The 25,478-nt window shown below is 69.5% G+C and carries 23 protein-coding genes, 2 tRNA genes and 1 riboswitch; of the genes, 16 read left to right on the forward strand and 9 right to left on the reverse strand.

The annotated features are described in order from the left end of the window. Nucleotides 1-4: 4 nt before the first annotated feature. Nucleotides 5-171, reverse strand: a riboswitch (cyclic di-AMP (ydaO/yuaA leader). A gap of 190 nt (nucleotides 172-361) precedes the next feature. From LO763_RS28820 to LO763_RS08335, 4 genes are all read left to right on the forward strand, one after another. After that, entirely contained in the window at nucleotides 362-703 is a 342-nt protein-coding gene (locus LO763_RS28820; RefSeq protein WP_255672006.1) for a metal-sensitive transcriptional regulator, read from the forward strand. A 15-nt stretch (nucleotides 704-718) separates the two neighbouring features. Continuing rightward, the gene (locus tag LO763_RS08325; RefSeq protein ID WP_230601509.1) at nucleotides 719-931 is read left to right on the forward strand and encodes a heavy-metal-associated domain-containing protein; all 213 of its coding nucleotides are present in this window, start codon (nucleotides 719-721) and stop codon (nucleotides 929-931) included. Nucleotides 932-1,018: 87 nt separating this feature from the next. After that, a complete protein-coding gene (locus tag LO763_RS08330; protein WP_230601510.1) occupies nucleotides 1,019-1,201 on the forward strand; it encodes a hypothetical protein in 183 nt (60 codons plus the stop codon). A gap of 39 nt (nucleotides 1,202-1,240) precedes the next feature. After that, the gene (locus LO763_RS08335; protein ID WP_230601511.1) at nucleotides 1,241-1,843 is read left to right on the forward strand and encodes a hypothetical protein; all 603 of its coding nucleotides are present in this window, start codon (nucleotides 1,241-1,243) and stop codon (nucleotides 1,841-1,843) included. On the opposite strand, the gene LO763_RS08340 is transcribed toward LO763_RS08335, so the two are convergent. From LO763_RS08340 to LO763_RS08350, 3 genes are read right to left on the reverse strand one after another with little or no spacing between them, the layout of a single operon-like run. After that, nucleotides 1,801-2,691, reverse strand: coding sequence for a sugar ABC transporter permease (locus LO763_RS08340; RefSeq protein ID WP_230601512.1), 891 nt, complete (start codon nucleotides 2,689-2,691; stop codon nucleotides 1,801-1,803). The two genes, LO763_RS08335 and LO763_RS08340, sit on opposite strands and share 43 nt — an antisense overlap. Beyond that, on the reverse strand, nucleotides 2,688-4,229 hold the full coding sequence (locus tag LO763_RS08345) for an ABC transporter permease subunit (RefSeq protein WP_230601513.1): 1,542 nt from the start codon (nucleotides 4,227-4,229) through the stop codon (nucleotides 2,688-2,690). Before LO763_RS08345 ends, LO763_RS08340 begins: the two co-directional genes overlap by 4 nt. A gap of 41 nt (nucleotides 4,230-4,270) precedes the next feature. Beyond that, complete coding sequence (locus tag LO763_RS08350) at nucleotides 4,271-5,512, reverse strand: sugar ABC transporter substrate-binding protein (protein WP_230601514.1); 1,242 nt, start codon at nucleotides 5,510-5,512, stop codon at nucleotides 4,271-4,273. Nucleotides 5,513-5,665: 153 nt separating this feature from the next. On the opposite strand from LO763_RS08350, the gene LO763_RS08355 reads away from it, so the two are divergent. The 4 genes from LO763_RS08355 to LO763_RS08370 all read left to right on the forward strand — a co-directional run bounded on the left by LO763_RS08355 (nucleotide 5,666) and on the right by LO763_RS08370 (nucleotide 8,985). Next, entirely contained in the window at nucleotides 5,666-6,664 is a 999-nt protein-coding gene (locus LO763_RS08355) for a LacI family DNA-binding transcriptional regulator (RefSeq protein ID WP_230601515.1), read from the forward strand. A gap of 14 nt (nucleotides 6,665-6,678) precedes the next feature. Continuing rightward, on the forward strand, nucleotides 6,679-8,241 hold the full coding sequence (locus LO763_RS08360) for a glycoside hydrolase family 13 protein (protein ID WP_230601516.1): 1,563 nt from the start codon (nucleotides 6,679-6,681) through the stop codon (nucleotides 8,239-8,241). A gap of 120 nt (nucleotides 8,242-8,361) precedes the next feature. Then, nucleotides 8,362-8,598 carry a FitA-like ribbon-helix-helix domain-containing protein gene (locus LO763_RS08365; RefSeq protein ID WP_230601517.1) on the forward strand — a complete coding sequence of 79 codons (237 nt, stop codon included), beginning with the start codon at nucleotides 8,362-8,364 and terminating at the stop codon, nucleotides 8,596-8,598. Between the two features lie 30 nt (nucleotides 8,599-8,628). Beyond that, nucleotides 8,629-8,985 (forward strand): type II toxin-antitoxin system VapC family toxin, encoded by a 357-nt coding sequence (locus LO763_RS08370; RefSeq protein WP_230601518.1) that lies wholly within the window; start codon nucleotides 8,629-8,631, stop codon nucleotides 8,983-8,985. A gap of 56 nt (nucleotides 8,986-9,041) precedes the next feature. On the opposite strand, the gene fbaA is transcribed toward LO763_RS08370, so the two are convergent. After that, nucleotides 9,042-10,064: a class II fructose-bisphosphate aldolase gene (gene fbaA, locus LO763_RS08375; protein WP_230601519.1), complete on the reverse strand. Its 1,023-nt coding sequence runs from the start codon at nucleotides 10,062-10,064 to the stop codon at nucleotides 9,042-9,044. 186 nt (nucleotides 10,065-10,250) lie between these two features. Between fbaA and LO763_RS08380 the strand changes: the two genes are divergently transcribed. Continuing rightward, the gene (locus LO763_RS08380) at nucleotides 10,251-10,451 is read left to right on the forward strand and encodes a hypothetical protein (RefSeq protein ID WP_230601520.1); all 201 of its coding nucleotides are present in this window, start codon (nucleotides 10,251-10,253) and stop codon (nucleotides 10,449-10,451) included. A 128-nt stretch (nucleotides 10,452-10,579) separates the two neighbouring features. Here the strand turns inward: LO763_RS08380 and LO763_RS08385 are convergent, their stop codons facing one another. Next, nucleotides 10,580-12,652, reverse strand: coding sequence for a S9 family peptidase (locus tag LO763_RS08385; protein ID WP_255672008.1), 2,073 nt, complete (start codon nucleotides 12,650-12,652; stop codon nucleotides 10,580-10,582). Nucleotides 12,653-12,802: 150 nt separating this feature from the next. On the opposite strand from LO763_RS08385, the gene LO763_RS08390 reads away from it, so the two are divergent. Further along, entirely contained in the window at nucleotides 12,803-13,945 is a 1,143-nt protein-coding gene (locus LO763_RS08390; protein WP_230601522.1) for an ATP-binding cassette domain-containing protein, read from the forward strand. Beyond that, nucleotides 13,942-15,801 (forward strand): YhgE/Pip family protein, encoded by a 1,860-nt coding sequence (locus LO763_RS08395; protein WP_230601523.1) that lies wholly within the window; start codon nucleotides 13,942-13,944, stop codon nucleotides 15,799-15,801. Before LO763_RS08390 ends, LO763_RS08395 begins: the two co-directional genes overlap by 4 nt. A 198-nt stretch (nucleotides 15,802-15,999) precedes the next feature. On the opposite strand, the gene LO763_RS08400 is transcribed toward LO763_RS08395, so the two are convergent. Continuing rightward, complete coding sequence (locus LO763_RS08400) at nucleotides 16,000-16,749, reverse strand: TetR/AcrR family transcriptional regulator C-terminal domain-containing protein (protein ID WP_230601524.1); 750 nt, start codon at nucleotides 16,747-16,749, stop codon at nucleotides 16,000-16,002. Between the two features lie 81 nt (nucleotides 16,750-16,830). On the opposite strand from LO763_RS08400, the gene LO763_RS08405 reads away from it, so the two are divergent. Next, the gene (locus tag LO763_RS08405; protein WP_230601525.1) at nucleotides 16,831-17,244 is read left to right on the forward strand and encodes a VOC family protein; all 414 of its coding nucleotides are present in this window, start codon (nucleotides 16,831-16,833) and stop codon (nucleotides 17,242-17,244) included. Nucleotides 17,245-17,619: 375 nt separating this feature from the next. On the opposite strand, the gene LO763_RS08410 is transcribed toward LO763_RS08405, so the two are convergent. Next, nucleotides 17,620-18,867, reverse strand: coding sequence for a glycoside hydrolase family 27 protein (locus LO763_RS08410; RefSeq protein WP_230601526.1), 1,248 nt, complete (start codon nucleotides 18,865-18,867; stop codon nucleotides 17,620-17,622). Between the two features lie 239 nt (nucleotides 18,868-19,106). Between LO763_RS08410 and LO763_RS08415 the strand changes: the two genes are divergently transcribed. The 3 genes from LO763_RS08415 to LO763_RS08425 all read left to right on the forward strand — a co-directional run bounded on the left by LO763_RS08415 (nucleotide 19,107) and on the right by LO763_RS08425 (nucleotide 22,186). Then, nucleotides 19,107-19,183 (forward strand) — tRNA-Phe (locus LO763_RS08415). A 1,030-nt stretch (nucleotides 19,184-20,213) separates the two neighbouring features. Next, nucleotides 20,214-21,704, forward strand: coding sequence for an AAA family ATPase (locus LO763_RS08420; protein WP_230601527.1), 1,491 nt, complete (start codon nucleotides 20,214-20,216; stop codon nucleotides 21,702-21,704). 414 nt (nucleotides 21,705-22,118) lie between these two features. Then, nucleotides 22,119-22,186, forward strand: a tRNA-Phe gene (locus LO763_RS08425). A 153-nt stretch (nucleotides 22,187-22,339) separates the two neighbouring features. Here the strand turns inward: LO763_RS08425 and LO763_RS08430 are convergent. Then, nucleotides 22,340-23,266 carry a hypothetical protein gene (locus LO763_RS08430; RefSeq protein WP_230601528.1) on the reverse strand — a complete coding sequence of 309 codons (927 nt, stop codon included), beginning with the start codon at nucleotides 23,264-23,266 and terminating at the stop codon, nucleotides 22,340-22,342. Nucleotides 23,267-23,480: 214 nt separating this feature from the next. After that, nucleotides 23,481-24,434 (reverse strand): DMT family transporter, encoded by a 954-nt coding sequence (locus LO763_RS08435; protein WP_230601529.1) that lies wholly within the window; start codon nucleotides 24,432-24,434, stop codon nucleotides 23,481-23,483. Between the two features lie 72 nt (nucleotides 24,435-24,506). Here LO763_RS08435 and LO763_RS08440 point away from each other — a divergent pair, with 72 nt between their 5' ends. Continuing rightward, the gene (locus LO763_RS08440; protein ID WP_230601530.1) at nucleotides 24,507-25,421 is read left to right on the forward strand and encodes a LysR family transcriptional regulator; all 915 of its coding nucleotides are present in this window, start codon (nucleotides 24,507-24,509) and stop codon (nucleotides 25,419-25,421) included. The last annotated feature ends 57 nt before the right edge of the window (nucleotides 25,422-25,478 follow it).

A 25,478-nucleotide genomic window follows, 5' to 3' on the forward strand; every position in this document is an offset into this window, starting at 1 on the left:
GAGGTGCTCCTTCCTCTGGCCGCCTACCGGGTTAGCTGTCGGGTTCGGGCGGAAGGAAGGGTCGCCCTACGCGCCCGCGGACGCGATTCACCCCGTCGGCCCTGAGGGCGCCGACTGCTGGTTCCCCGGTTCGGCCCGGGGGGTCCCCGGCCGACTCGGCGGTGCCGCGCGGCGGATGCGGGGTGCACCCGAGTTTCCGACGCGACGGGTTCACGTTAGAGGGGCCTTCTCCGCCTTGACAAGGGCGGGGGGAGAATTTCTCGCACAATGGCACGGAATACTACGGGCCGCTGCTCGGGGCTGACAAGCAGTTGCCGGGATACCCCTGAGGGGTATACACTGACGACCGGAGGGAAGCGACATGGCGAGCGATCAGACCGACTGCGGGTCGGCGCACGGCGACACCGGCGAGGCCCGGCACTACTGGTACCACGGCGACAAGGCCGCGCTCACCCGCCGCCTCAAGCGCATCGAGGGCCAGATCCGCGGCATCCAGCGGATGGTCGACGAGGACGAGTACTGCATCGACATCCTCACCCAGATCTCGGCGTCCACCAAAGGACTCCAGGCCGTGGCGCTCAACCTCCTCGAGGGCCACCTGGCCCACTGCGTCGCCGAGGCCCAGACCTCCGGCGACGAGGCCGCCGCGCAGGCCAAGGTCAAGGAGGCCTCGGACGCGGTGGCCCGCCTGCTCAGAACCTGACCGACAGGAGTCGACATGGAAACCGTGTACGTCGTCAAAGGCATGACCTGCGGGCACTGCGCCGGCAGCGTCACCCAGGAGCTCACCGCCCTCCCCGGGGTCGAGGGCGTCGACGTGGCCCTGGACACCGGCAGGGTCACCGTCAAGAGCGGGGCCGCGCTCTCCCAGGACGCGGTCCGCGAGGCCGTCGACGAGGCCGGCTACGAGCTCGTCGGCGTCGCCGAGTAGCGCCTTCCCGGCCCTGGACGCCTGTTCGCCAGGTGTTCAGGGTCTCGTCGTTGCCGCGGCGGGGCGCCCCTGACGTAAAGTCGGGGCATGGCAGTCTCCGACGACGACCGTTCCGTCGAACTCGACGAGGACTTCTCGGTGCTCCCGGACCAGACCTCCGACGACACCGACCGCGGCTGGGGCGAGGCGGTCCCCGAGCGCCCCGCCCGCTCCGGGCTCTCGGCCCGCGACCTCGACCTCCTGGCCGAACGCCCCCCGCACTGGTCCTAGGGACGTCCGGCGTTGCCGCGCCCCCTTACGGTGTCCGGCATGACGACCGCTCCCGCCCGGACCAGACCCTCCCGGAAACCTCCGGCGGTCATCGCCGCCACGGCCGCGATGCTGGGCGCGATCGCCTTCGACATGGTCACCGGGGCGCTCGGCGGGCTCACCCTCTTCGGGCTCGACTGGGCCGAGGCCGACGGGAAGAACATCGAGATCCCGCAGTACACGCGAGACGTCCTGCGGCTCGGCTTCTGGCACCCCGCCGTCTGGATCCTGCCGCGCTGCGTGCTCGCATGGCGCCTCCACAAGGGCTCCGCGGCCGGAAGGGCCGTCACCATCGCGGTCGAGGCGCTCGCCGTCGCCGCCTGGGCGCCGACGCTGTTCATATGGGTGGACGGCGGCTACGGGGTCGTCCAGAGCTACGACTTCGGCCCGCTCCGCGTCTGCGCGGCCGTCTGCGCGGCCGCGTCGATCGCGGTCATCGTCCTCCTCTGCACCCCCGCCGTGAGGGCCTGGTGCGCCCGCCGACCCGCACCGCAGGGCCCGGGCCCCGGCGCCTGCCCTTGCGGGGCAGGCATACCGTGTCGAGCAGCAGGCTCTCGTACTCAGCCCTTCACGGCGCCTCCGGTCAGCCCCGAGACGATGTAGCGCTGGAGGCTCATGAACACCGCGACGGTGAGCACCGAGGTCAGGAGCGTCCCGGCCGCGAAGATCCCGAAGTAGCTCGCCGGGGAGTTCTCCGCCGTCAGCGTCTTCAGCCCCACCGCGAGCGTCATCTCCGGCCGGTCGGTCAGGAACAGGCTCGCCAGGATGAAGTCGTTCATCGTCCCCACGAACGCCAGGATCCCCGAGATCGCGATGATCGGGGCCGCCAGCGGCAGGACCATCCCGAAGAAGATCTGCGCGTGGCCGGCGCCGTCGATGGTCGCCGCCTCGTCGAGCTCCTTCGGGATCGTGTCGAAGAAGCCCTTCATCAGCCACGTCGAGACGCCCAGCGCCCCGCCCATGTACACCAGCATCAGGCCCAGCTTCGTGTTCAGGCCCGCTACCGGGTAGAAGTCGCCGATGGTGCCGAAGATCAGGTACAGCGCCACCACGGCCAGGAACGCCGGGAACATCTGGATCAGCAGCAGGAACAGCAGCATCGGGCGGCGGCCCTTGAAACGGAACCGGCTGAACGCGTACGCCGCGAGCGAGGAGATGAAGATCGAGATGAACGCGGCCGGGACCGCGATCACCAGCGAGTTGAGGAACCACTGCCCGAACGGCACGTTCGGCTCGGTGAACAGCTTCTCGAAGTTGCTCAGGCTGAATCCGGTCGGCAGCAGGCTCGTCGAGGACAGCGTCCCGTTCGGGTTGAACGCCGCCGAGATCACGTACACGATCGGGACGAGCCCGAACGCGAGCACGGCGAGGGCGACGAGGTGGCGCCAGCCGGTGTCGCCGGCCCACTTCGCGAACGGGTGCCTGCCGGGGCGCTTCACGGGAACCGTCATGCGTACACGTCCTCCTGGTTGCGGGTGAAGCGGAACATGACCGCCGAGATCGTGGCGACGATCAGGAAGATGAACACGCTGATGGCGCTCGCGAAGCCGTAGTCGGCGCTGGAGGACCCGAAGGCCTGCCGGAACGCGTAGGTGATCAAGAGGTCGGTGCCGCCGACCGCGTCCCCGGCCCCGAACGGATGGCCGCCCGAGAGCAGCTCGATCGCGTTGAAGTTGTTGAAGTTGAACGCGAACGAGGAGATCAGCAGCGGCGTCAGCGCGATCAGGAGCAGCGGCAGCGTGATCTTGCGGAACGCGGTCACCCCGGTGGCCCCGTCGATCCTGGCCGCCTCCAGCGAGTCCGAGGGCAGGGCCTGGAGCGCGCCGAGCGAGATGAGGAACATGTAGGGCCAGCCCAGCCAGGTGTTGGCGATGAGGACCATCGCCCGCGCCGACCAGGTGCCGCCGTACCAGTTCACGTTCAGGTTGAACAGGTCGTTGACGAGGCCGAAGTCGCGGTTGAACATCTGCGCCCACACCAGCAGCATCGCGAAGGACGGCATGGCGTACGGCAGGATCATGATCGTCCGGTAGACCTTGGTGCCGCGCATGTCGGGCTTGTTGAGCGCCATGGCGGTGCCGAGGCCGATCGCGAACGTGAGCAGGACCGATCCGGCCGCGAACATGACGTTCCAGGCGAAGATCCCGAGGAAGGGGCCGCGGATGTCGGGGTCGGTGAGGACGGCGAGGTAGTTGTCCGCGCCGATGTTCACGCGCCAGCCCACGAGCGCGGCCTGGCCGTCCTCGGTGAGGAAGCTGCCGGTCTCGTCGTCGGCGTGCCAGACGGTGCCCGTGGCGGTGTCGGTGATGCAGTCGCAGCCCTCGTCGTAGGAGCGCGTGGAGTGGCCCTCGAACGCGGACAGGCCCTGGACCTTGATGCCGGACTCGGGCCCGGTCGGGACCGCGAGCTCGGTGAGTTCACCCTGGCGCTCGCCCAGTTCGGCGAGGGTCCACACGGTGTAGTCGGGGGCGGCGGTGACGCGGCCGGTGGCGTCGACGGTGGCCCCGTCGAGCTCGGTGAGGCCCTCTTCCGTTCCGGCCCAGGTGGAGCCGTCGGCCTCGTCGGTGAGCAGGAGGGTGAGCTCCCCGGCGGCGGACTCGCCGACCGCGAGGAGGTAGGTGGCGCCGCCGGGGGTCTGCTGGACCCCGGCGGCGATGATCGCCTCGGTGGCCTGCTCCTTGTCGACGCGGTGCCCGTCGCCGTAGTTGGAGAAGGAGGTGCCGATGGTCAGCACGACCGGGAGGATCTGGAAGGCGATGAGCAGCAGGGTGCCGGGGACGAGGTACTTGAGCTGGATCGCCCGGCGCTGGAGGTAGACGTAGAAGACGACGGCGACCACGGCCGCCTCCAGCGCCAGGCCCCACCAGGCCTCGGCTGCGATGAGCGGCATCGCCGCCCAGACGGCCAGCGCGGCGACCACCGCGAGTACGCCGATCTTGATGATCAGGCCCGCGGCGGTCGCAGAGCCTTGGGGCCGTTGGTCGAGCACAGTGCGATCCTTCGCTCGTCGAGGCTTACCGGGGGGCGCCGCTAGGAGCCGGCGACGGCGTCGCGGATGGACTGCGCGGCGGTCGCGGCGGCTTCCTCACCGGTGGAGACGCCGTCGACGGCGTCGGCCTGCGCGCGGCCGAAGGGCTCCCAGACGGCGTTCATCGCGGGGATGTTCGGCATCGGGACGGCGTCCTCGCCGGCGGCGGCGAAGCCCTGGACGTCGGTGTTGCCCTCGGAGTAGGTCTCGGCGGCGGCGGTCAGCGCCGGGAGGCGCCCGCCGGCCTCGGCCAGCTTGAGCTGGAGGTCCTCGGCGAGGACGTAGTTGGTGACGAACTCCTGGGCGAAGACGGCGTTCGCGGCGGTCGCGGAGACGTAGAAGCCCTGGACGCCGAGGAACGGCGCGGCCGGGCCCTCGCCCTCGAAGCCGGGGATGGCGGTGACCTCGTAGTTGAGGCCCGCGCCCTGGACGTCGGTGAGCGCCCACGGGCCCGAGATCATGAACGCGGTCTTCTGGTCGACGAAGAACGGGATCACGTTCGAGGCGTCGTAGGTGGTCTTGAGGACGCCCGCGGCGCCGAGCTCGGCGAACTTCTCGAACGCGGCGATGCCGCCCTCGGAGTCGACGCCGACGTCGTTCGGGTCGAGGGTGCCGGTGCCGTCGTCCTTGAACAGGTAGCCGCCCATGGAGGAGAACAGCGGGTAGGCGCTGTAGGCGTTGCCGTCGACGCCGACCTCCATGGTGAGGACCTCGTCGGTGCCCGCGGCCTCGCCGGCGGTGACGAGCTCCTCGAAGGTGGCGGGGGCGGTCGGGGCCAGGTCGGTGTTGCGGATGAGGGCGAGGTTCTCCAGCGCGTAGGGGACGCCGTAGACGTTGCCGTCGACGGTGAAGGCCTTGACGGAGGCCTCGCTGAGGGCGGCCTTCTTGTCGTCGGCCAGGGTGACGGGGGAGATGACGCCGTCGGCGGCGAACTGCCCGGACCAGTCGTGCGCGCCCACCACGATGTCGGGGCCCTGGCCCTGCTCGGCGGCGGTGAGGAAGTCCTCGCGGAGGGTCTCCACGTGCTCCTCGACGGTGACCTTCACGCCGACGGAGGTCTCGAAGTCCTTGACGAACTCCTTGAGGACGGAAGTGCGGGTCTCGTCGGCCCAGATGACCAGCTCGCCGGAGAACGCGCTCGTCTCCTCGCTCGACGAGTCGCCGCCGTCGTCCGAACCGCAGGCGGCGGCCGCGCCGAGAGCGGCGGCCGAGGCGGCGGTGATACCCAGGGTCCTTCTACGCATGTCTTCTTCTCTCCTCATTGAGGGGCCCCGGGGCGGGGGCCGACGGCCCGGGACTCGCGTCCCGACTCCACCACACATTAGCAAGATGTTTCAGAATCAGGAAAGCCTTGCAACCAAACTGTTGCCAACTTTCAGATAGGCTAGTCTGTCATCATGCGGCTTCGACTCTCTGACATCGCCCGGCAGGCCGGGGTCAGTGAGGCAACGGTGTCCCGGGTGCTCAACGACAAGCCCGGGGTCGGTCAGCAGACCCGACAGTCCGTCCTCACTGCCCTCGACGTGCTCGGCTACGAACGCCCCCAGGCACTTCGCAAGCACGCTATCGGCCTGATCGGCCTCGTCGTGCCCGAACTGGAGAACCCGATCTTCCCGCTCTACGCGCAGACGATCTCCAACGTCCTGGCCGGTTCGGGGTACACCCCGGTGCTCTGCACGCAGACCCCCGGCGGGGTCTCCGAGGACGAGTTCGTGGAGATGCTCCGTGAAAGGGCCGTCGCCGGCATCATCTTCGTCTCAGGGCTCCACGCCGACACCGCCGCGAGCACTGAGCGGTACCAGGAACTCAAGGACAAGCGCTTGCCGGTCGCGTTCGTCACCGGCCACCCTGCGGGGGTCGAAGCCGCCTCCTTCTCCTGCGACGACACCGTCGCCGCCCGCATCGCGGTCGAGCACCTCGCCGGACTCGGCCACGAGAAGATCGGCCTCGTGTCCGGCCCCGACCGCTACTGGCCGGTGCGCCGCAAGATCGCCGGCTACCGCGCCGCCATGCAGGAGGTCGGCCCCGAGCTCATCGAGCTCACCCTCTTCGGCGAGCAGGGCGGCCACGCCGCCGCGTCCCGCCTCATCGACCGCGGCGCCACCGCGGTCGTCTGCGGCTCGGACATGATGGCCCTCGGCGCGATCCGCGCCGCCGAGGAGCGCGGCCTCGCCGTCCCCGCGGACTTCTCCGTCGTCGGCTACGACGACTCCCCCCTCATCGCGCACACCAACCCCCCGCTCACGACCGTGCGGCAGCCGGTGCGCGACATCGCCACCGCCGCCGCCCGGACGCTGCTCGACGAGATCGCCGGGCAGCCCACCCCCTCGTCGGAATACCTGTTCCGGCCCGAACTCGTCGTACGCGGTTCCACCGGTGCGGCGCCCCGCGATTGAAAGGGAACTGCCCGATGAGTGAACACTGGTGGCGCGACGCGGTCATCTACCAGGTGTACCCGCGCTCCTTCGCCGACGCGAACGGGGACGGGATGGGGGACCTGGAGGGCATCCGCTCCCGCATCCCCTACCTCGCGAAGCTCGGCGTCGACGCCATCTGGCTGTCGCCGTTCTACGCCTCGCCCCAGAAGGACGCGGGCTACGACGTGTCCGACTACCGCGCCATCGACCCGCGCTTCGGCGGCCTCGACGACTTCGACCGGATGCTCGAGGCCGCCCACGAAGCGGGCATCCGCCTCATCGTCGACCTGGTCCCCAACCACACCTCCTCCGAGCACGTCTGGTTCCAGGCGGCCCTCGCCGCGGCCCCCGGCTCGCCCGAACGAGAGCGCTACCACTTCCGCGACGTCGACCCGCAGGCCCCGGACACCCCGCCGAACAACTGGCAGTCGATCTTCGGCGGCCCGGCCTGGACGCAGACCCCCGACGGCAAGCAGTGGTACCTGCACCTGTTCGACGCGACCCAGCCGGACCTGAACTGGGACAACGCCGAGGTCCACGAGGAGTTCAAGTCGGTCCTGCGCTTCTGGCTCGACCGCGGCGTCGACGGCTTCCGCATCGACGTCGCCCACGGCATGGTCAAGGCCAAGGGCCTGCCCGACACCGGCGGCGACGGCACCATCGAGATGATCGGCACCACGCAGGCCCCGTTCTTCGACCAGGACGGCGTCCACGACATCTACCGCACCTGGCGCCCCATCATCGAGGAGTACGAGGGCGACCGGATCTTCGTGGCCGAGGCCTGGACCGACTCGGCCGAGCGCCGCTCGCTCTACCTGCGCCCCGACGAGCTCCACCAGGCGTTCAACTTCGACCTGGTGCTGGCCCCGTTCAGCGCGGTCGACTTCCGCAAGGCGATCGACTCCGAGATCGCCAACAACGCGGGCGTGGGCGCGCCCTGCACGTGGGTGCTGTCCAACCACGACGTGCAGCGCCACGTGACCCGCTACGGCGGCGGCGCCCAGGGCCTGGCCCGCGCCAAGGCCGCGACGCAGCTGCTCCTGTCGCTGCCGGGCGTCGTGTACGTCTACCAGGGCGAGGAGCTGGGGCTCAACGAGGTCCTCGACCTGCCCGCCGAGGTCCGCGAGGACCCCACGTTCTTCCGCACCAACGGGGAGCAGATCGGCCGCGACGGCTGCCGCGTCCCGCTGCCGTGGGCGAAGGACGGCGCCTCGCTGGGCTTCGGCCCGGCGGGCGAGCCGTGGCTGCCGCAGCCCGCGGACTGGGCGGACCTGTCGGTGGAGGCCGAGGACGGCGCCGAGGGCTCGACCCTCGAGTTCTACCGCGCGGCGATCAACCTGCGCAAGGAGCTGCGCGCCGGGGTCACCGGCCTGACCTGGCTGGCCGACCCGGGCGAGAACGCCTTCGCGTTCGACAACGGGGCCTTCGTCGCGGTCGTGAACTTCGGCGACGAGCCGGTCCCGGTAGCCGAGTACGACACCGAGGTCCTCCTGGCGAGCGCCCCGCTCGAGAACGGGAACCTCCCGGGCGGCGCGGCCGTCTGGTTCGCCAAGTAGCGCAAGGCGAACGAAGGGGCCCGGAGCGTACGTTCCGGGCCCGCTGCCATTGCATTCCGCACCGGACGACACGCCACGTCGAAACATGAAATCCGACGACAGGTCGCCTAGCATTGCTCTATGGCAACCGTAGAAGTCCATGACCTGTCGGACGCACTCGTGGCGAAACTGCGCGAGCGTGCAGAGCGTTCGCATCAGTCCTTCGACGCCTATCTCAGGAGCATATTCGAGCGTGCGTCCCAAGTCATCAGTGTTGAAGAGGCCATCGCCCGAGGGCGGGAAATCTCGAAGGGCAGCGGTGTCACGGCCGACGATGTGGTCGCCGCCCTCGAAGAGAGCCGGGCAGCGCGCGAGTGATCGTCATCGACACATCGGCGATGGTCGAGTTTGCTCATTGGCGAGGACGAACGGGCCGAGAAGGCCCGCGAAGCCGTCACGGGCGAGGCGCTCGCGGCACCGCATGCGATCGACCTCGAGTTCACGTCGGTCCTCCGCGGCATGACCATCGGTCGAAAACTCTCCGAGGACAAGGCCGAAGCGGCTCTCTCCACCCTTGAGCAGCTCGATCTGCGAAGGTACGACCACACGTGGTACCTGCCCCGGATTTGGGAGCTGCGAGCGAACATGTGGCCGTACGATGCGGCGTTCATCGCGCTTGCGGAGGCTCTGGGGATTCCATTGCTCACCGCCGACAGGAAGTTCGGCGGAGTCCCGAAGACCGGATGCGCGGTCATCACGGTCTGAGGAGACGACAGGGCCCGGAGCTTTTGCTCCGGGCCCCTTCGTTCGCCTTGCGGCGCTTACTTGACCTTGTTGCCCGCGGAGCGGAGCTGCTGGCAGGCCTCGACGATGCGGGCGGCCATGCCGGCCTCGGCGAGCTTGCCGTAGGCGCGCGGGTCGTAGGCCTTCTTGTTGCCGACCTCGCCCTCGACCTTGAGCACGCCGTCGTAGTTCTTGAAGATGTGGTCGACGATCGGACGCGTGAACGCGTACTGCGTGTCGGTGTCGATGTTCATCTTGATGACGCCGTAGTCCACCGCGTCGGAGATCTCCTGCGCGGTCGAGCCCGAGCCGCCGTGGAAGACCAGGTCGAACGGCTTGTCCTTGCCGAGCTCCTTGCCGAGCTCGTCCTGGATCTCCTTGAGGATCTCCGGGCGCAGGTGCACGCCGCCGGGCTTGTACACGCCGTGCACGTTGCCGAAGGTCAGGGCGGCCATGTAGCGGCCGTTCTCGCCCGAGCCCAGGGCCGCGACGGTGGCGCGGGCGTCCTCGACGGTGGTGTAGAGCTTCTCGTTGATCTCGGCCTCGACGCCGTCCTCCTCGCCGCCGACGACGCCGATCTCGACCTCGAGGACGATCTTCGCCTTGGCGGTGCGCGCCAGGAGCTCCTGGGCGATCTCGAGGTTCTCCTCGAGCGGCACGGCCGAGCCGTCCCACATGTGCGACTGGAACAGGGGCTCCTCGCCGCGGGCGACGCGCTCCTCGGAGACGGCCAGCAGCGGGCGGACGAAGCCGTCGAGGTGGTTCTTCGGGCAGTGGTCGGTGTGGAGGGCGACCTTGACCGGGTAGTTCTTGGCGATCTCGTGGGCGGCCGCGGCCAGGGCCACCGCACCGGTGACCTTGTCCTTGATCGTGGGGCCGGAGAGGTACTCGGCGCCGCCGGTGGAGACCTGGACGATGCCGTCGGACTCGGCCTCGGCGAACGCGGCCAGCGCGGCGTTGAGCGTCTGGGTCGAGGTCACGTTGATGGCCGGGTAGGCGAAGGAGCCGGCCTTCGCCCGGTCGAGCATCTCGTTGTATTCCTCGGGTGTTGCGATGGGCATGCTGCCTGCTCCTTAGACAAGTCGTTGAATGCTCCCCGACCGGGGGCGGTGCTCAGACGCCGCTGTCTGATGGCCTCGAACCGTTGCGTCGGGGTGAAGTATTGCCCACGACCGTGTGAAGGCCCTCCTCAGGCTACCTGTTGGTTCGCAGGCCGCACGGGCACGGGCGCGTCTACGGTGGGTTATATGAACTATCACCAGGAATGGGCGGACGAGTCCGACGAGTTGTCCGAGTTCGATCTGGCGAACTCGGCGGACCCGCCGGACGAGGGCGACCCCGAGGAGAACGTGACCGAGGACGAGGGCGTCGCCCCGGACGAGGCCGACCCGGCGGACGCGGCCGAGCAGCGCCGGGTGATCGTCGAGGACGAGGAGGAACCCCGGTAGGGACGGCACCGGGCCCGTCCCCGCGTTCGCGGTGACGGGCCCGGTGGTGCTTCAGGCGGCCCGGGCCGCGCCCAGCTGCTGTGCTTCAGACAGTCGAGGCTGCGCCCAGCTGCTGTGCTTCAGGCAATCTAGGCTGCGCCCAGCTTGTCGAGCACCCACGCCAGGTTGAAGGCCTCTTCCTCCCAGGCGTCGTAGCGGCCCGAGCGGCCGCCGTGCCCGGCCTCCATCTCGGTCTTGAGCAGCACGTCGGACTCCGGGCTCTCGTGGCGCAGCTTCGCGATCCACTTGGCGGGCTCGTGGAAGCCCACCCGGATGTCGTTCAGGCTGGTCACCGCCAGGATGGACGGGTAGCGGACGCTCGTGACGTTCTCGTAGGGCGAGTACGACTTCATGTACTCGTAGACCTCCGCCGACTCCAGCGGGTTGCCCCACTCCTCCCACTCGCCGACGGTGAGCGGCATGGTCGGGTCGAGGATCGTGTTGAGCGCGTCCACGAACGGCACGTCGGCGAGGATGCCGGCGAACCGCTCGGGGGCGAGGTTGGCGACCGCGCCCATGAGGAGGCCGCCGGCCGAGCCGCCGCGGGCGACGATCCGGTCGGGGGCGGCCCAGCCCGCCTTGACGAGGTGGTCCGCGCTGTCCACGAAGTCGGTGAACGTGTGCTTCTTGTGCAGGAGCTTGCCCTGCTCGTACCACTGCCGGCCCATCTCGCCGCCGCCCCTGACGTGCGCGATCGCGAAGACCACGCCCCGGTCGAGGAGGCTGAGGCGGGCGATGGAGAAGTACGGGTCGATGGAGTGCTCGTAGGAGCCGTAGCCGTACAGCAGGCACGGCGCGGTCCCGTCGGGTTCGACGCCGGCCTTGGCGACGATCGAGATCGGGATCCGGGTGCCGTCGGCGGCGGTGGCCCACTCCCGGTACTGGGCGTAGTCGGCCGGGTCGAACTCGCCGAGCACGGCGGTGCGCTTGCGCAGGTGCAGCTCGGCGGTGTCGATGTCGTAGTCGTAGACCGACGGCGGGGTCACCAGCGAGCCGTAGCCGATGCGCAGCTGGCGCGAGTCGTAGTCGGGGTTCTGGCCCAGGCCGACGTCGTAGAGCGGCTCGTCGAAGGCGATCTCGGTGAGGCGGCCCTCCGCGTCCAGCAGGGCGACCCGGGGGAGGCCGGCGCGGCGCAGTGAGACGACGGCGTGGCCGGCGAAGGCCTCGACGGACTCGAGTCGGACGGCCTCGTCGTGCGGGATGACCTCGTGGAAGCGGGTGGTGTCCTCGACGGGGGTCCAGCCGAGGGCGAAGTTCTCCGCGTCCTTGTTGTGCAGCACCCAGAACCGGTCGCCCTGGTGGTCGATGACGACCTCGACGCCCTGCTCGCGCCCGTTCCCGAAGACGGTGAACTCGCCCGTGGGGTCGTCGGCGTCGAGGTAGCGGTACTCGGTGGTGGTCGAGGAGCCCGAGTAGACCACGAGGTAGCCCTTGGAGCGGGTCAGGCCGATGCCGGTGCGGAACCGCTCGTCGTCCTCCTGGTAGACGAGCACGTCCTCGGTCTCGCCGAGGACGTGGCGCCACACCTGGTGGGGGCGCCAGGCGTCGTCGACCTTGGTGTAGAAGAACACCGAGCCGTCGGCCGACCACGCGCCGCCGTAGAAGACGCCCGCGATCTCGTCGGCGAAGACCTCGCCGGTGCGCAGGTCCTTGAACCGCAGGGTGAACCGCTCGTCGCCGGAGTAGTTGACGGCGAAGGCGAGGAGGTTCCCGTCGGGGGAGACGTCGTAGATGCCCAGGGAGAAGAAGTCGTGCCCTTCGGCGAGGGCGTTGCCGTCGACGAGGACCTCCTCGCCCTCGACGGCGGCGCCCGCCTCGATCTCGGGCGGCGTGTCCCCGGCGGCCTTGAGGCGGCACTGGATCGCGTACTGCTTGCCCTCTTCGGTGCGCCCGTAGTACCACCAGCCGCCGTCCCTGACGGGGACGGACAGGTCGGTCTCCTGGGTGCGGTCCTTGATCTCGCCGAAGATCGCCTTGCGCAGGCCCGCGAGGTGGGCGGTGCGCGATTCGGCGTAGGCGTTCTCGGCGTTGAGGTAGTCCCGGGTCTGGGGGTCCTCGGGGTCCTTGAGCCAGGAGTAAGGGTCGTTCACGGTGTCGCCGTGCTGAATGCGCGAGTGGTCGCGGCGAGGGGCCGCGGGTTTAGCGGGTTGCGTTTCCGACATGCCTCAACTGTAAGGGCCGCGCGCGGGACGCGCCGGTCACAGCGCGCCCGCCTCCTCCGGACCACAAGTTACTCGTGGGTAATATCGACGCGGTCAGCAACCCGCGAAAACGCCCGAAACGGGGCGCATCGGCCTGTGAGGATGGTCCCCATGAGCGACAGGAGCGACGAGACCGGTCCAGCGCCCGAAACGTCCGGAGGCGACGGTGCGGCGGGTCCGTCGCGGGCCGATCCCGAACCGCCCGGTGTCGGCCTCCCGTCTACGGCCGGAGTCTCCTCCGAGCCGCCCCCGGACCGCCGCGGCGCCCCGCGCGACACCGGGGCGGACCCCCAGGAGCCGCGGCGGGCGCTGCCCGACCGGGACGCGACCCGGGCCCTTCCCGCGGCCGACGCGGCCCCGTCCCCTCCCCGCCCCGACGCGACCCGGACGCTCCCCGCCGCCGACACCGCGCCCGCCGACAGCGCCCCGGACGACAGTGCTCCGGACGACAGCGCTCCGACCGACAGCGCCCGCAGCGCCGAACGGCCCGACGCGGACGCCGTCCCGAACCGCCACGGCCACACCGCCGACTTCGACCACCCCAACGGCCGCCCCTTCCTCCGCGCCCGAGGACTCACCGCCGCCGGCCGCCAGGGGCCGATCTTCACCGACGTCTCGCTCACCGCGAGCCTCGGCCAGGTCGTCGCCGTCTGCGGCGACGGCGGCGACGGCCGCTCCTCCCTCCTCCTCGCCCTGTCCGGCCGCTTCCCCCTCCGCGGCGGCACGCTCGAAGTGGACGGCCAGACCCGCCCCGGCCAGATCCGCCGCCGCTTCACCGTCGCCCAGGCCGGACCCCCGATCCGCTTCGACCCCTACCACACCGTCGCCTCCTGCATCAAAGAGACGATCGCCGTCTCCAAAGGCGCCGCCACCCGCGCCAACGTCCACGCCTGGCTCGACCGCCTCGCCGTCGGCGTCGACACCGGCGACACCTTCGGCTTCCTGCCCCGCATCGACCAGGTCCGCTTCGCCGTCGCGTGCGCCGCCGCCTGCCGCACCCCCGCCGTCGTCGTCGACGACACCGACAGCGGGCTCGACACCTCCGGCTCCGAACGCGTCTTCGAGGCCCTGCGCACCGTCGCCGACGCCGGGCAGCTCGTCATCGCCGCCTGCACCCGACCCGACCCGCCCGCCGACACCGTCGTCGACCTGCGCTGCCAGCACGAGACCGCGGCCCCCGCGCGCCGCCGCGGCGACCACGCCGCACCCCGCCGCCACCGCCGCGAGGACGACCGAAACGGAGGCCCCCGATGAGCCCGTTCCAACTCGCCGCCGCCGAACTGCGGCGCTTCCGCGGCCACCCCCTCCGCACCGCCGCCCTCGTCGCCATCGTCCTCATCCCGCTCGTCTACGGCGGCCTCTACCTCTGGTTCGCCTGGGACCCCTACGGCGAACTCGACCGCATGCCCGTCGCCGTCGTCAACGAGGACGCCGGCGCCACCGTCGACGTCGACGGCGAGGCCACCGCCATCAACGGCGGCGACCAGCTCGTCGACCAGCTCAAGGAGGACCGTATCTTCGACTGGCGGTTCACCTCCGCCGACACCGCGGGCCAGGGCCTGCGCGACGGCGACTACTACATGGTCATCACCGTCCCCGAGGACTTCTCGACCCGCCTCGCCAGCCTCTCCGGCACCGACCCCGAACAGGCCACCGTCGAGTTCGACCTCAACGACGCCAACGGCTACGTCGCCGGCGTCATGGCCTCCACCGTCGAGGCCGAACTGCGCAACCAGATCAACACCGCCGTCTACGTCACCTTCGCCAAGAGCATCTTCGGCGACCTCACCGAACTCAACCAGGGCCTCACCGACGCCTCGACCGGCGCGGGCGACCTCGCCGACGGCGCCGCCACCGCCCAGGCCGGCGCCGCCGACCTCCAGACCGGACTCGGGGACCTCGCCACCGGCGCCGAGCAGGTCGCCGACGGCGCGGACCAGGTCAGCGACGGCGTCGACCAGGCCGTCGACATCGCCCAGCCCGTCGTCCAGACCCTCGCCGACAACTGGACCCGCATCCAGACCGGCGCCGCCGCGGCCGCCGACCTCGCCGACCGGGCCGGCACCGACCTCGACGCCGCCTACGCCGGCCTGTGCGCCGACGACCCCGACGCCGACCCCGACGCGTGCGCGCGCCTCCAGGCCTTCATCGACGAGGCCGACCAGGCGGGCGCCGACATCCAGGACGCCGACGCCACCGTCCAGGGCACCTCCGCCGACACCCTCGACCAGGCCTCCGAGGACCTCACCGCCCTCCAGACCGGCGCGGCCGACGTCGCCACCGGCGCCCGGCAGGTCGCCGACGCCGCCGCCACCGCCCAGACCGGCGCGGGCGACCTCGCCGACGGCCTCACCGGCCTCCACGACGGCGCCGAGACCCTCGCCGCCTCGCTCGCCACCGCCGCCGAATCCGTGCCCAGCACCAACCCCGCCGAAGACGCCGGCAACGCCGAGGCCTACGGCAGCCCCGTCGCCATCGCGGAGGACAACCTCAACCCGGCCGGGACCTACGGGCGCGGCCTCGCCCCGTTCTTCATCGCGATCGCACTGTGGGTCTTCGGGCTCATGGCCTACCTCGTACTGCGTACGGTGAACAGCCGGGCGCTGGCAGGACCGCTGCGCTCCGTCCCGATCGCCCTCGGCGGCTGGCTCCCCGGCGCGATCCTCGGCGTGGTCTCGGCCCTCGTCCTCTACCTCGCGGTCGAACTCGGCCTGGGACTCGACCCGAAGGACGCGCTCGACACGGTCGGACTCTCGATCCTGGTCATCCTCGCGTTCTCGGCGATGGCCCACCTCTGCAAACTCGCGTTCGGCACCGCCGGGAGCCTGATCCTGGTCGTGCTCCTCATGCTGCAGCTGACGAGCGCGGGCGGCCTCTACCCGGTGGAGACCACACCGGGGTTCTTCCAGTTCCTCCACCCGCTGCTGCCGATGACCTACGTGGTCGACGCCCTCCGCGTCACCATCAGCGGCGGCGACGGCGGCCACGTCGTCAGGGCCCTGGTCGTCCTGGCGGCCTACCTGATCGGCGCGCTCGCCCTGTCCTCCCTGGTCGTCGCGGCACGGCGCCGGTGGAACCCGGACAGCCTGAACGAACCGCTCCGGGTCTGAAAGCGACCGGAGCCGAACCGCCCGGCCACCGGCCGCCGCGGCGCGGCGGCTGTCCGCGTGCCCGCATCGCCGCGGCGTCGGCGCTCCGGAGACGACACCGGTATCCGGAGCGCCGACGCCTGCCGCCTTGCGGCCGAACCGACTTGCGGACTCGGATGCCGCCACTACCGACCGGAACAACATCCCCGGACATCACGCCTAGGACCGGATGAGCGCGCCCAACCCGTCGAGCGTCCGCTCCAGCCCGAACGCGAAGGCGTGCTCGGCGTCGTACGCCGCGTCGTGGGCCTCCCCGGCCGCCTGCCCGACCCTGACGGCGGTGGGGAAGCGCTCGGTGTCGAGGACCTTCGCGAGCAGGGGCCCGTTGGCCTCCCACCACTCGTGGTCGCTCATGGCGCTGGAGGCGCGCTCGGCCTCGGACTGGGCCGCGTCCTGGGCGGCGGTGCGGACGAACGCGAGCAGGTAGGCGAGCGCGTCGTCCATCGCGACGTCGTCGAGGCCGAGACCTTCGAGGGCCCGCAGCTCGCGCTCGTACTTGGCGCACTGGCCCGGTCCGAGGGGCGGGCGGCTCGGCGAGGCCGCGGCGGCCCAGGGGTGCGCCCGGTAGAGGGCGTAGTTGTCGCGGGCGACCGCCGCCAGCCGCTCCCGCCAGGGCCGGTCGGCCGCGGGAGTCGGGTCCATGCCGGCGAACAGCGAGTCGAGCATCAGCGCGACGAGCTCGGCCTTCCCCGGCACATAGGTGTAGAGCGTCATGGGGGCCTTGCCGAGCGACTGGGCCAGGCGGCGCACGGTGACCGCTTCGAGCCCTTCGGCGTCGGCGAGGCCGATCGCGGCCGCGACCACCTCGTCCACGGTCAGCCCCTTGCGGGGGCCGCGGCCGGTCTCCGGCGCAGCCCTCCAGAGCAGTTCGAGCAGGTGCGGCTTCGGCGTCTCAGTGGCGGTACTCACGCGCAAACCCTATCCCACAAAGTTGTACGGCGTACATCGTACGTTGTACAATATACAACGTACAAAGAAAAGGAGCCGCTCATGCACATCACCGCTTCCGCCGTCTCGCTCAACGTCGCCGACCCGACCGCCTCGGCCGAGTTCCTCAAGCGCCACTACGGCTTCGCCGAGGACATGTCCGCTGAAGGCTTCGTCGCCCTCTCGCGCCCGGACGCCGGCTTCAACGTCATCTTCCTGAAGACGGGTCTGTCGACCTTCAAGCCCGAGAGCGCCAAGGGGCACGCCGACGGCCTCCTCCTCGCCTTCGTCGTGGACGACATCGACGCCGAGTACGAGCGCGTCCAGAGGGAAGGCGTCGCGATCACCACCCCGATCGAGACCGAGCCGTGGGGCGAGCGCTACTTCCAGACCGCCGACCCCAACGGCGTGGTCATCCAACTGGTCCAATGGATGACCGACCCGGAATCGGCCGCGGCCCAGTCCGGAACCGAATAAGAAACCGAGTCCCGCTCACCAGCCGCGCCGCCATCACCGACAGGCCAGAAAAAACCATCCACACCCAAGTGACCAGGCAAAATAATTAATCCTCGCAAAGTTATCCACAGGCAGGAAAACGATGCTTGGCAACCGATACCGGGCATGTGATGGTTGGTGGATAAAAAACGTCTCCTTCGCCGGTGGTGGTGGCAGTGCGGAGTGGCGGCTCGGTCCTGGCGGGACTGGCGGTGCATGAGGGAATCCCCGGGGGCCGCCCCCGAAGTCCGCGTGCGGGTGCACCCGCGCGCGGCTCCTGCCAGGACACCTCGCGAGGTACACGCGGGCGCACCGGCAACCAGCCGGTGCGCCCGCACCCACAAGACCGGACCGCGACTACGACAGGCGGTACAGGGCCGCACTGTGCGGCTGGAGCTTCACGCGCAGATGATCGCCCGGCACGATGTCCGAACGGCTCCAGCAGTCCCGCACCTCGCAGGGCCGCGCCAACCCGAGCGCCGCCCACGGCAGCTGGAGCTCCGCGACCTCGGGGCCGCGGTTGAAGACCGCCGCGAAGGCCCCGTCCTCGGAGGCCCAGGCCACCTGCCTGCCCTCGCGCCAGACCTCCCGGGCGCCCACCTCATGGCACTGGGCCGCCAGGACCTCGGGGTTCGTCAGCAGTTCGATCGTTTCAGCGCTGGAGGCCGGCAGATCGGCGCCGACCATGAGGGGCGACCGGGCGATGCACCACAGGGTCAGCATGGTCCGCTGCTCGTCCGGGGTCAGCAGGCTCTCGCGCGGCTCGCCGACCTCGGCTCGGACGCCCATGCGCCCCAAGGGGAGCATGTCCGCGTCCGGCCAGTGCCCCGGCCCGCCGTAAGGGGCCCATTCGCGCAGGAGGTCGAACTGGGCGTCCACGTCGCGCCAGCGGTCCCACAGGTCCGCCGAGATCCGCCACAGGTGCGAATGGGCCTGTAGATGCTCGGCGTGGTCGGTCGAGAGGTTCACCCCCGGGGAGAGGCTGAGCACGATGTCGCGGTCCGCCCGCTGGACCGCGTGCGCGAACGCCTCGACCTCGTCCTCCCGGTACGGCGCGATCATGTCGTCGGCCTTGATGTAGTCGACGCCCCATTCGGCGAACTGGCGCACCAGCGAGTCGTAATAGGCCTGGCCGCCGGGGTGGGAGTGGTCGATGCCCCAGTTGTCGTCGATCCACCCGGCGATGCGCTCCCGGTCGGGGATCTGCGCCGCCGAGTACTCGCTGCCCTTGATCGGCGTGTCGGCCGCGACGGCCTGCCGCGGCACGCCGCGGAGGATGTGGAGCCCGAACTTCAAGCCGAGCGAGTGCACGTAGTCGGCCAGCGGTCCGAACCCGGCGCCGCCGGCGGCCGAGGGGAAGCGGTTCGGGGCCGGCTGGGGCAGCCCGTACTCGTCGAGCACCAGCTTGGCCCCCGAGTTGTAGCCTCCCGGTCGGGCCGCGGGGTCGTACCACTGGATGTCCACGACGACGTACTCCCAGCCGTGCCCGGCCATGTGCTCGGCGAGGAACTCGGCGTTGGCGCGGGTCTCGGCCTCGGTCACCGAGGTCCCGAACACATCCCATGAATTCCAGCCCATAGGGGGCGTGGCGGCGAGTCGGGTCACAGAAACCTCCTCGGGGGTTGAGTGCCATGTACGCTACCCGCGCTCACCGACGAACACGACCGGCCCTTCGAAAGCGATTGCAGCCCTTGAGCTCACCTTGCGGCGGCGGCCGTGGGCGCCGCACCGGCCCGCTGGGTGCCGGAAAGGGGCGGCCATCACGTTCGCGTCAATACCGCATCGAGCCCGCCTCCGGTGGTGCTGTACAGTGTTGACGGCGATGCGCTCAGGAAGCGCATCCTGGCCAGGTAGCTCAGTTGGTACGAGCGTCCGCCTGAAAAGCGGAAGGTCGCCGGTTCGACCCCGGCCCTGGCCACCATCACCACCAGGCATTTCGCCCCGTCTACCAGCATGAATACTGGAAGCCGGGGCTTCCTCATATCCGGCTCCGACCGGCTGGACCCGGTGTTTTCCGGCCCGTTTCCGGCCCCACAGTGGTCCAGTCATTTAGGGCAAATAGTATTAATCGGAAAATCAGTCATTTCGAACATGAGGATGGCACCTCCTGAAGGATGATTTTTCCGCCTGAAGATCAAGCGGTGTCAGCCCCGGATCTATGCCTTGCGGCGGTTCAGAACGGACCCCACCCCCTTGGCGCCCAGATGCTTCGACGCCCTCCATGTAGCGGGCCGGCTGTTCGGAGGGGAACACGGGCGCGGCGGGCATGGTCGGCAGGTCCTGGAGCGGATCGATCGCGGCGGCGTGGCCGCGGGCCCACTCGAGCCATCGGAGGGCCGATTCTCGTTCCGGGAGGGCGGTACCGGCTGCAGCGATCCGCTGTTCGAGCTCGTCGCAGTATGCCGAAATAGCACGTGAACGCGCGAATGCTGCCACCTGCTGATGCAACGTCTCGGCCAAGAACTGCTGCAGGGCCCGGGATTGAGCGTCCGTTTCGGCCTTCTCGTGAACGCGCTGCCGCTTGGCAGCCTCCCGCGCCTCGGCTGCGGTGCGCTCGCGATCCTCTGCCCCCGCGTGGCGAGGCCATCGAGGACTTTTGGCAGACGGTCTTCCAGCATGCCGGTCTTGCGGTCGGCCCACCGCCGCCGGCCCCCCGACTTCGCACGAGACAGCTCGATCTTGAGCGTCTGCGACTTGACCGCATCGAGCGTCTGCGGAAACTCCTGATCGATGGTGACCGGGTACGAGTACCCATCGATCAGGACCCAGACCCAACCCTCACGTGCTCCGGCTGCCGGACACGCCCGCTGTAGTGCAGCTCGGGTTCGGACGAGCGGTCGCTAACCTGCCAGCCACGGCTCCGATTTCGGCCCGGTGGCCGCTCCCGTGGCTCCCGAACTCTACTAAACTACGTATTACTAAAATGTGGTTTAGTGAAAATGGAGGTCATCATGGAGAAGCCGGCGTCCGTGTTCGATCGACACCAGGAGTGGGCCGGGCTCGCGGACTTTCTGCCCGCGACGGGGTCCGCGATGGGAGGAGCGACGCTCGGCGTCGTCTCGGGTCGCCGTCGCCAAGGCAAGAGCTATCTGCTCCGCGCTCTTGCCGAAGCCGCTGAAGGGGTGTACTTCGGCGCGACCGAGGCCACCGAAGCGGAGTCGATCCGCCAGTTCACGCGCAGCATCTCCCAGCAGACCGGCCACGTGCCCCAGACTGACGTCCACACCTGGGACGAGGCGGTTCGCCACATGTTCACCAGCATTCAAGGCAGCCCTCGCCCAGTGGTGATCGACGAGTTCCCGTTCCTGACCGCAGCGTCGCCCGCGCTGCCTTCGATACTGCAGCGCGAACTCGGACCCGGCGGTTCCGGCGCAGACAGCAGCGCCCGCCTGATCCTCTGCGGCTCGGCGCTGTCCGTCATGGGGAAACTGCTGTCAGGAACCGCCCCGCTGCGCGGCCGCGCCGGACTGGAACTGATCATCAGGCCGTTCGGCTACCGCGACGCCGCCGAATTCTGGGGCATCGGCGATCCGCGTCTTGCATTGCTGGTTCATTCGGTCGTCGGAGGCACTCCCGCTTACCGGTATGAGTTCAATCGCGGCGACGTGCCGACCGGCTTGGAGGACTTCGACGCCTGGATCGTCCGGACCGTGCTCAACCCGCAGGTGCCCCTGTTCCGCGAAGCGCGCTACCTTCTCTCCGAGGAACCCGATATCCGGGACCCGGCCATCTACCAATCAGTATTGGCCGCGATCGCCGCGGGTGACTGCACCAACGGAGGCATCGCCAACTACGTCGGACGCAAGTCCGCCGAGATCGCCCACCCGCTTCGGGTGCTCGAAGACTGCGGCCTCATTGAGCGCCAGCCGGACGCCTTCGGCGCCAAGCGGGTCCAGTACCGCATCAGCGAGCCGCTGATCACCTTCTACGAAGCGATCATGCGGACCCGATGGACGGCACTGGAGTCCGGCCGGGCTTTCCAGGTCTGGGAATCGGTGCAGCACACCTTCAAGACTCAGATTCTGGGCCCGCATTTCGAGGGTGTCTGCCGATCTTACGTGCGGGACCGCGACCTGGAGATCTTCGGCGAGTTCGCGGATCAGGTCGGAAACGCCGTCCTCAACGACCCGGTCTCTCGCCTCCAGATCGAGATCGATGTTGCGGTGACCGCCGCCGAGTCCGCAGATCGGCGCCGGGTCCTGGCCTTGGGCGAGGCGAAATGGGGCGAGATTATCGGCACCGGCCATCTCGACAGACTCCGCAGAGCTCAAAGTCTCCTCAATGGAAAGAAGTTCGACACCGCCGACGCCCATCTCATGCTCTTCAGCGCAGCGGGATTCACCGATGGAATCCAAGCGGTGGCCGCATCGGAACCGCGCCTCCACCTCGTCGGCCTGGGGCGGCTTTACCAACGCGATGGGATCCAACCTGTCGCAGCATGATCATGCCGACAGGCCGCATCGATACCGGCTTGGCAGCTGCCAGAGCCCTCCACTGGTGCCGCCTCAGCGATCAGCGATGCGAAGGTACATGCATCAGTAGAAGATCCAGAACGCCGACATCCTCAACGGTGTGGAACGGACTGCCGGTGGCCATCGGACGTAGCCGGCCCGGGGGCTGCAGAACACCTCCACGGACGTGGAGGTGTCTTGCTTGCCCAACGGATCGACCGGCTCCAGGTCCTTATCGCCCGTCTTATGGGACGGCGGTCCGAAACGCTCCGCTGGCCGGACAAGGCCGTTGCCGGTCGGACGTCCTGTGGGCCATGCGTTCGTCCGGTAGGCCCGCAGCGGCCCCATAGCGGTTCGGATCAAGAGCGACCTTTTCGTACCGGCTTGAAAATGCTGCTCAGCCTAGGCGCTTGACAATAATGCGCGTCCGCCTGAAAAGCGGAAGGTCGCCGGTTCGACCCCGGCCCTGGCCACCGTCAACACCAGGCGAAACACCCCGTCTGCCAGGAACAACACTGGAAGGCGGGGTTTCCTTTTATCTGGCTCCGACCGGTGAAATCCGGCCCGTTTCCGGCCCCACAGTGGCCCAGGCATTTCAGTCAAATCTCATTAATCAGTTAAAACTGTCAGTTTAAACATGAGGATGCCACCTTCTGAAGGATGATCTTTCGGTCTGAAACTGAAGCATCGTCAGGGCGGGATCCAGGTTTGGCGACGATGCCGAACGGGGCCGATCCTGCTGCGGCGCAGAGGATCCGGCATTTCAGATGGGATGCCAGTTGTTCGGCGGTGAACGCGGGTGCGGCGGGCATGGTCGGCAGGGTCTGGAGCGGATCGATCTCGGCGGCGCGGCTGCGGGCCCATTCGAGCCACTCGGCGGCAGATTGCAGCTCTGGGGTGGCGGGATCAGCCGCGGCGATCTGCTCTTCGACGGCGTCACAGTATGCCGAAATCGCCCATGCACGCCCGAATGCTGACACCTGCCGGTACAGCGTCTCGGCGTAGAAGCGCTGCAGCGCCTTGGATCGAGCATCCGTTTCGGCCTTCTCGCGGGCGCGCTGCCGCTCGACGGCCTCCCGCGCTTCGACCGCGGTGCGCTCGCGCTCTTCTGCCGCCCGAGCGGCGAGGCCCTCCATGATCTCGGGAAGGCGGTCTTCCAGCAGGCCGGTCTTGCGGCCGGCCCACCGCCACCGGGTCCCCGACTTCGCCCGGGGCAGCTCGATCTTGAGCGACTGCGATTTGACCGCATCGAGTGTCTGCGGGAGCTGCTGATCGATGGCGGCCGTGTACGAGCACCCGTGGACCTCCACCCAGATCCAGCCCTCACGGTGCTCCGACTCTCGGCGGATCCCGCTGTAGTGCGGCTCGGGCTCGGCCGAGCGCTCCCGGACCTGCCAGCCGCGTTCTTCAGCGGCCGCGGCGAGCGCCTGCAACAGCAGCAGTGACCGGTGCCGCAGCCGCTTCGCCATGGCGAGCTCGCTGAGATCATTCCCGTCCCCGATCAACCGCAGCGTCGAGCGCTGGCGGTCGTTCAGTTGCGAAGCCCTGCCCATCGCCGCTCTCGGCACTCAAGACGCTCGCTGCCAGGCGACAGCAGCGCAGGCTCCCATGCTCGCAGCATGCCGCATCTTCGGGCATGCTTTGCGGGCGCGCGTGTCGGCCCCATGACGTGCGTGGTTCAAGAGCTGCGGTATTCGGTGCTGTGGTGGTTGCGGGCGTGATGCCCCTCTCGCCCGGTCGGCGAAATCCGCGTCGTGTACTCCCGGATCACGGCCTCGCAGAGGTCCTGGTGATGATGCCGTTCGCGATGGCGACGCTGACGAGCACGATCGCCACGCCGAGGAGTTGCAGGCCGTTCGGATGCTCGCCCAGGGTGACCGCCGCCAGACCCAGTGCCAGGACGGGTTGGATCAGCAGCAGTCCGGCGGTCGTGGTCGGTGCGAGCCGGGCGCTGCCGTGGTGGACGAAGAGCCATGCGAGGACCTGACCGATCACGGCCAACGCCGCCAACAATATCCAGGATCGGGCCGGGATGGCCCCGAGGTCGATGCCGCCGGACAGCGGTGAGACCGCCGCCGCGCTGACCCCTGCCGCCGTCGTGGCCCAGGTGAGCGGTTGGACGACGCGGCCGGGGGCGAGTCTGCCGGCACGTCTGGTGATGAACAGGTAGCACCCGTACCCGGTGCCTGCGAGCACGCCGAGTGCGGTTCCGGTGAGGATCTGCGGGCTGGAGGCGGTCGCCTCCCAGAGCCCGCCGACGAAGCTGATGCCGATGAGCATCAGCGGCAGCGCCGCCAGGAAGTGTGCGGAGATCCTCTCCCCGTCGATGAGGAAGGCCAACAGCGGGAGCACGATGACTTGCACGTTCACCAGGACCGTGCTGATCCCGGCGCCGACCTGGTAGATCGACGCCGCCCATGCCGCGTAGTCGATGCCCAGCGCCGTCCCTGCGACCAGTGCCCACGCGATGCCTGCGCCCGAGAGCGGTCCGCGCCGTGCCCGCTCACGGAGCGCAAGCGGCACCAGGATGAGGACGGCGATCGCGCAGCGCAGCAACGCTGTCGTGGCGGCGTCGACGCCCGCGAGCTTGACCAGGATCGCCGAGGCCGACAGGCACGCCGCGCCGGCGAGGACCGCTGCGGCGGCGGGTGCCCGGCTCGGTATCGCCTGGCGGGACGCGTTCGGCGCCCCACGTGGGAGGAAGGATTCCGGCAGTGGCATATCGCCGACGGTAACCGGATCTACTCGTAACCACTACTTCTCATTTTTCACCAGTAATGGTAAGCATGGGTTATGAATGTCGAGTGGAGCAGACTTCGTGTGCTCGACGCCGTGGCTCGAGCCGGATCGGTGACCCGCGCGGCGGCGCTGTTGCACATGACCGGTCCGGCCGTGTCGCAGCAGTTGCGCCGAATCGAAGCCGAAGCGGGCGCCACGGTGGTGGAACCCGACGGGCGCGGGGTCCGGCTCACCTCCAAGGGCAAGCTCCTGGCCGAGTATGCGCACCAGGTCGCGGAACTGATGCAGCAGGCCGACAACGACCTCCACCGCGACGAGGCACAGGTCGCCCACCTCCGGATGGCGGCGATCGCGTCGGTCATCCGCGACCTGGTGACGGCGCGTCTGCCCGCGTTCCTGCGCACGCATCCCCGCGTCCGCGTGAGTATCGAAGACGGGGAGACCAGCGACCACCTCGAGCAACTGGCCGCGGGCCGATTCGACCTGGTCCTTGCCGAATCCTGGAGCACGGCACCACTGCGCCTGCCCGCCGGAATCCGCGCTCGGCAACTCTACCGCGAACCCCTCTACCTCGCCCTCCCCGCCGACCATCCGCTCGGCGACCGCAGGCGGCTCGATATCCGAGATATGGGCGAGGAGCGCTGGGCGACATGCGCCCGTGGATCGGACGCGCACACCGCACTGGTCCAGGACGCACGACAACACGGCATCGAGCTCGACATGAGCTACCACGTCGCCGACCCCATCACTCAGCTCGCGCTGGTACGAGCAGGCTTGGCCGTCGCGTGCCTCCCCGGGCCGAGCGGCCTCGCCGACGAGCCGGGCGTGGTGTATCGCCCGCTGAACCCGGCGACGCATCGCGACATCGTGCTGCTGACCGACGACAGGACCGCCCCGCTCGCGCTCGAAGCCCTCATGGCACATCTCCGTGAAGGACGCCCCGAGACCCCCGCCTCAGCGGCACCCTGACCATCGCGGCCGACAGCGGCTCATCGAAGAATATCCCGGCGGGGCGTTCGGAGGGAC

The organism is Glycomyces amatae, assembly GCF_020991375.1.
Taxonomy (GTDB): domain Bacteria; phylum Actinomycetota; class Actinomycetes; order Mycobacteriales; family Micromonosporaceae; genus Glycomyces; species Glycomyces amatae.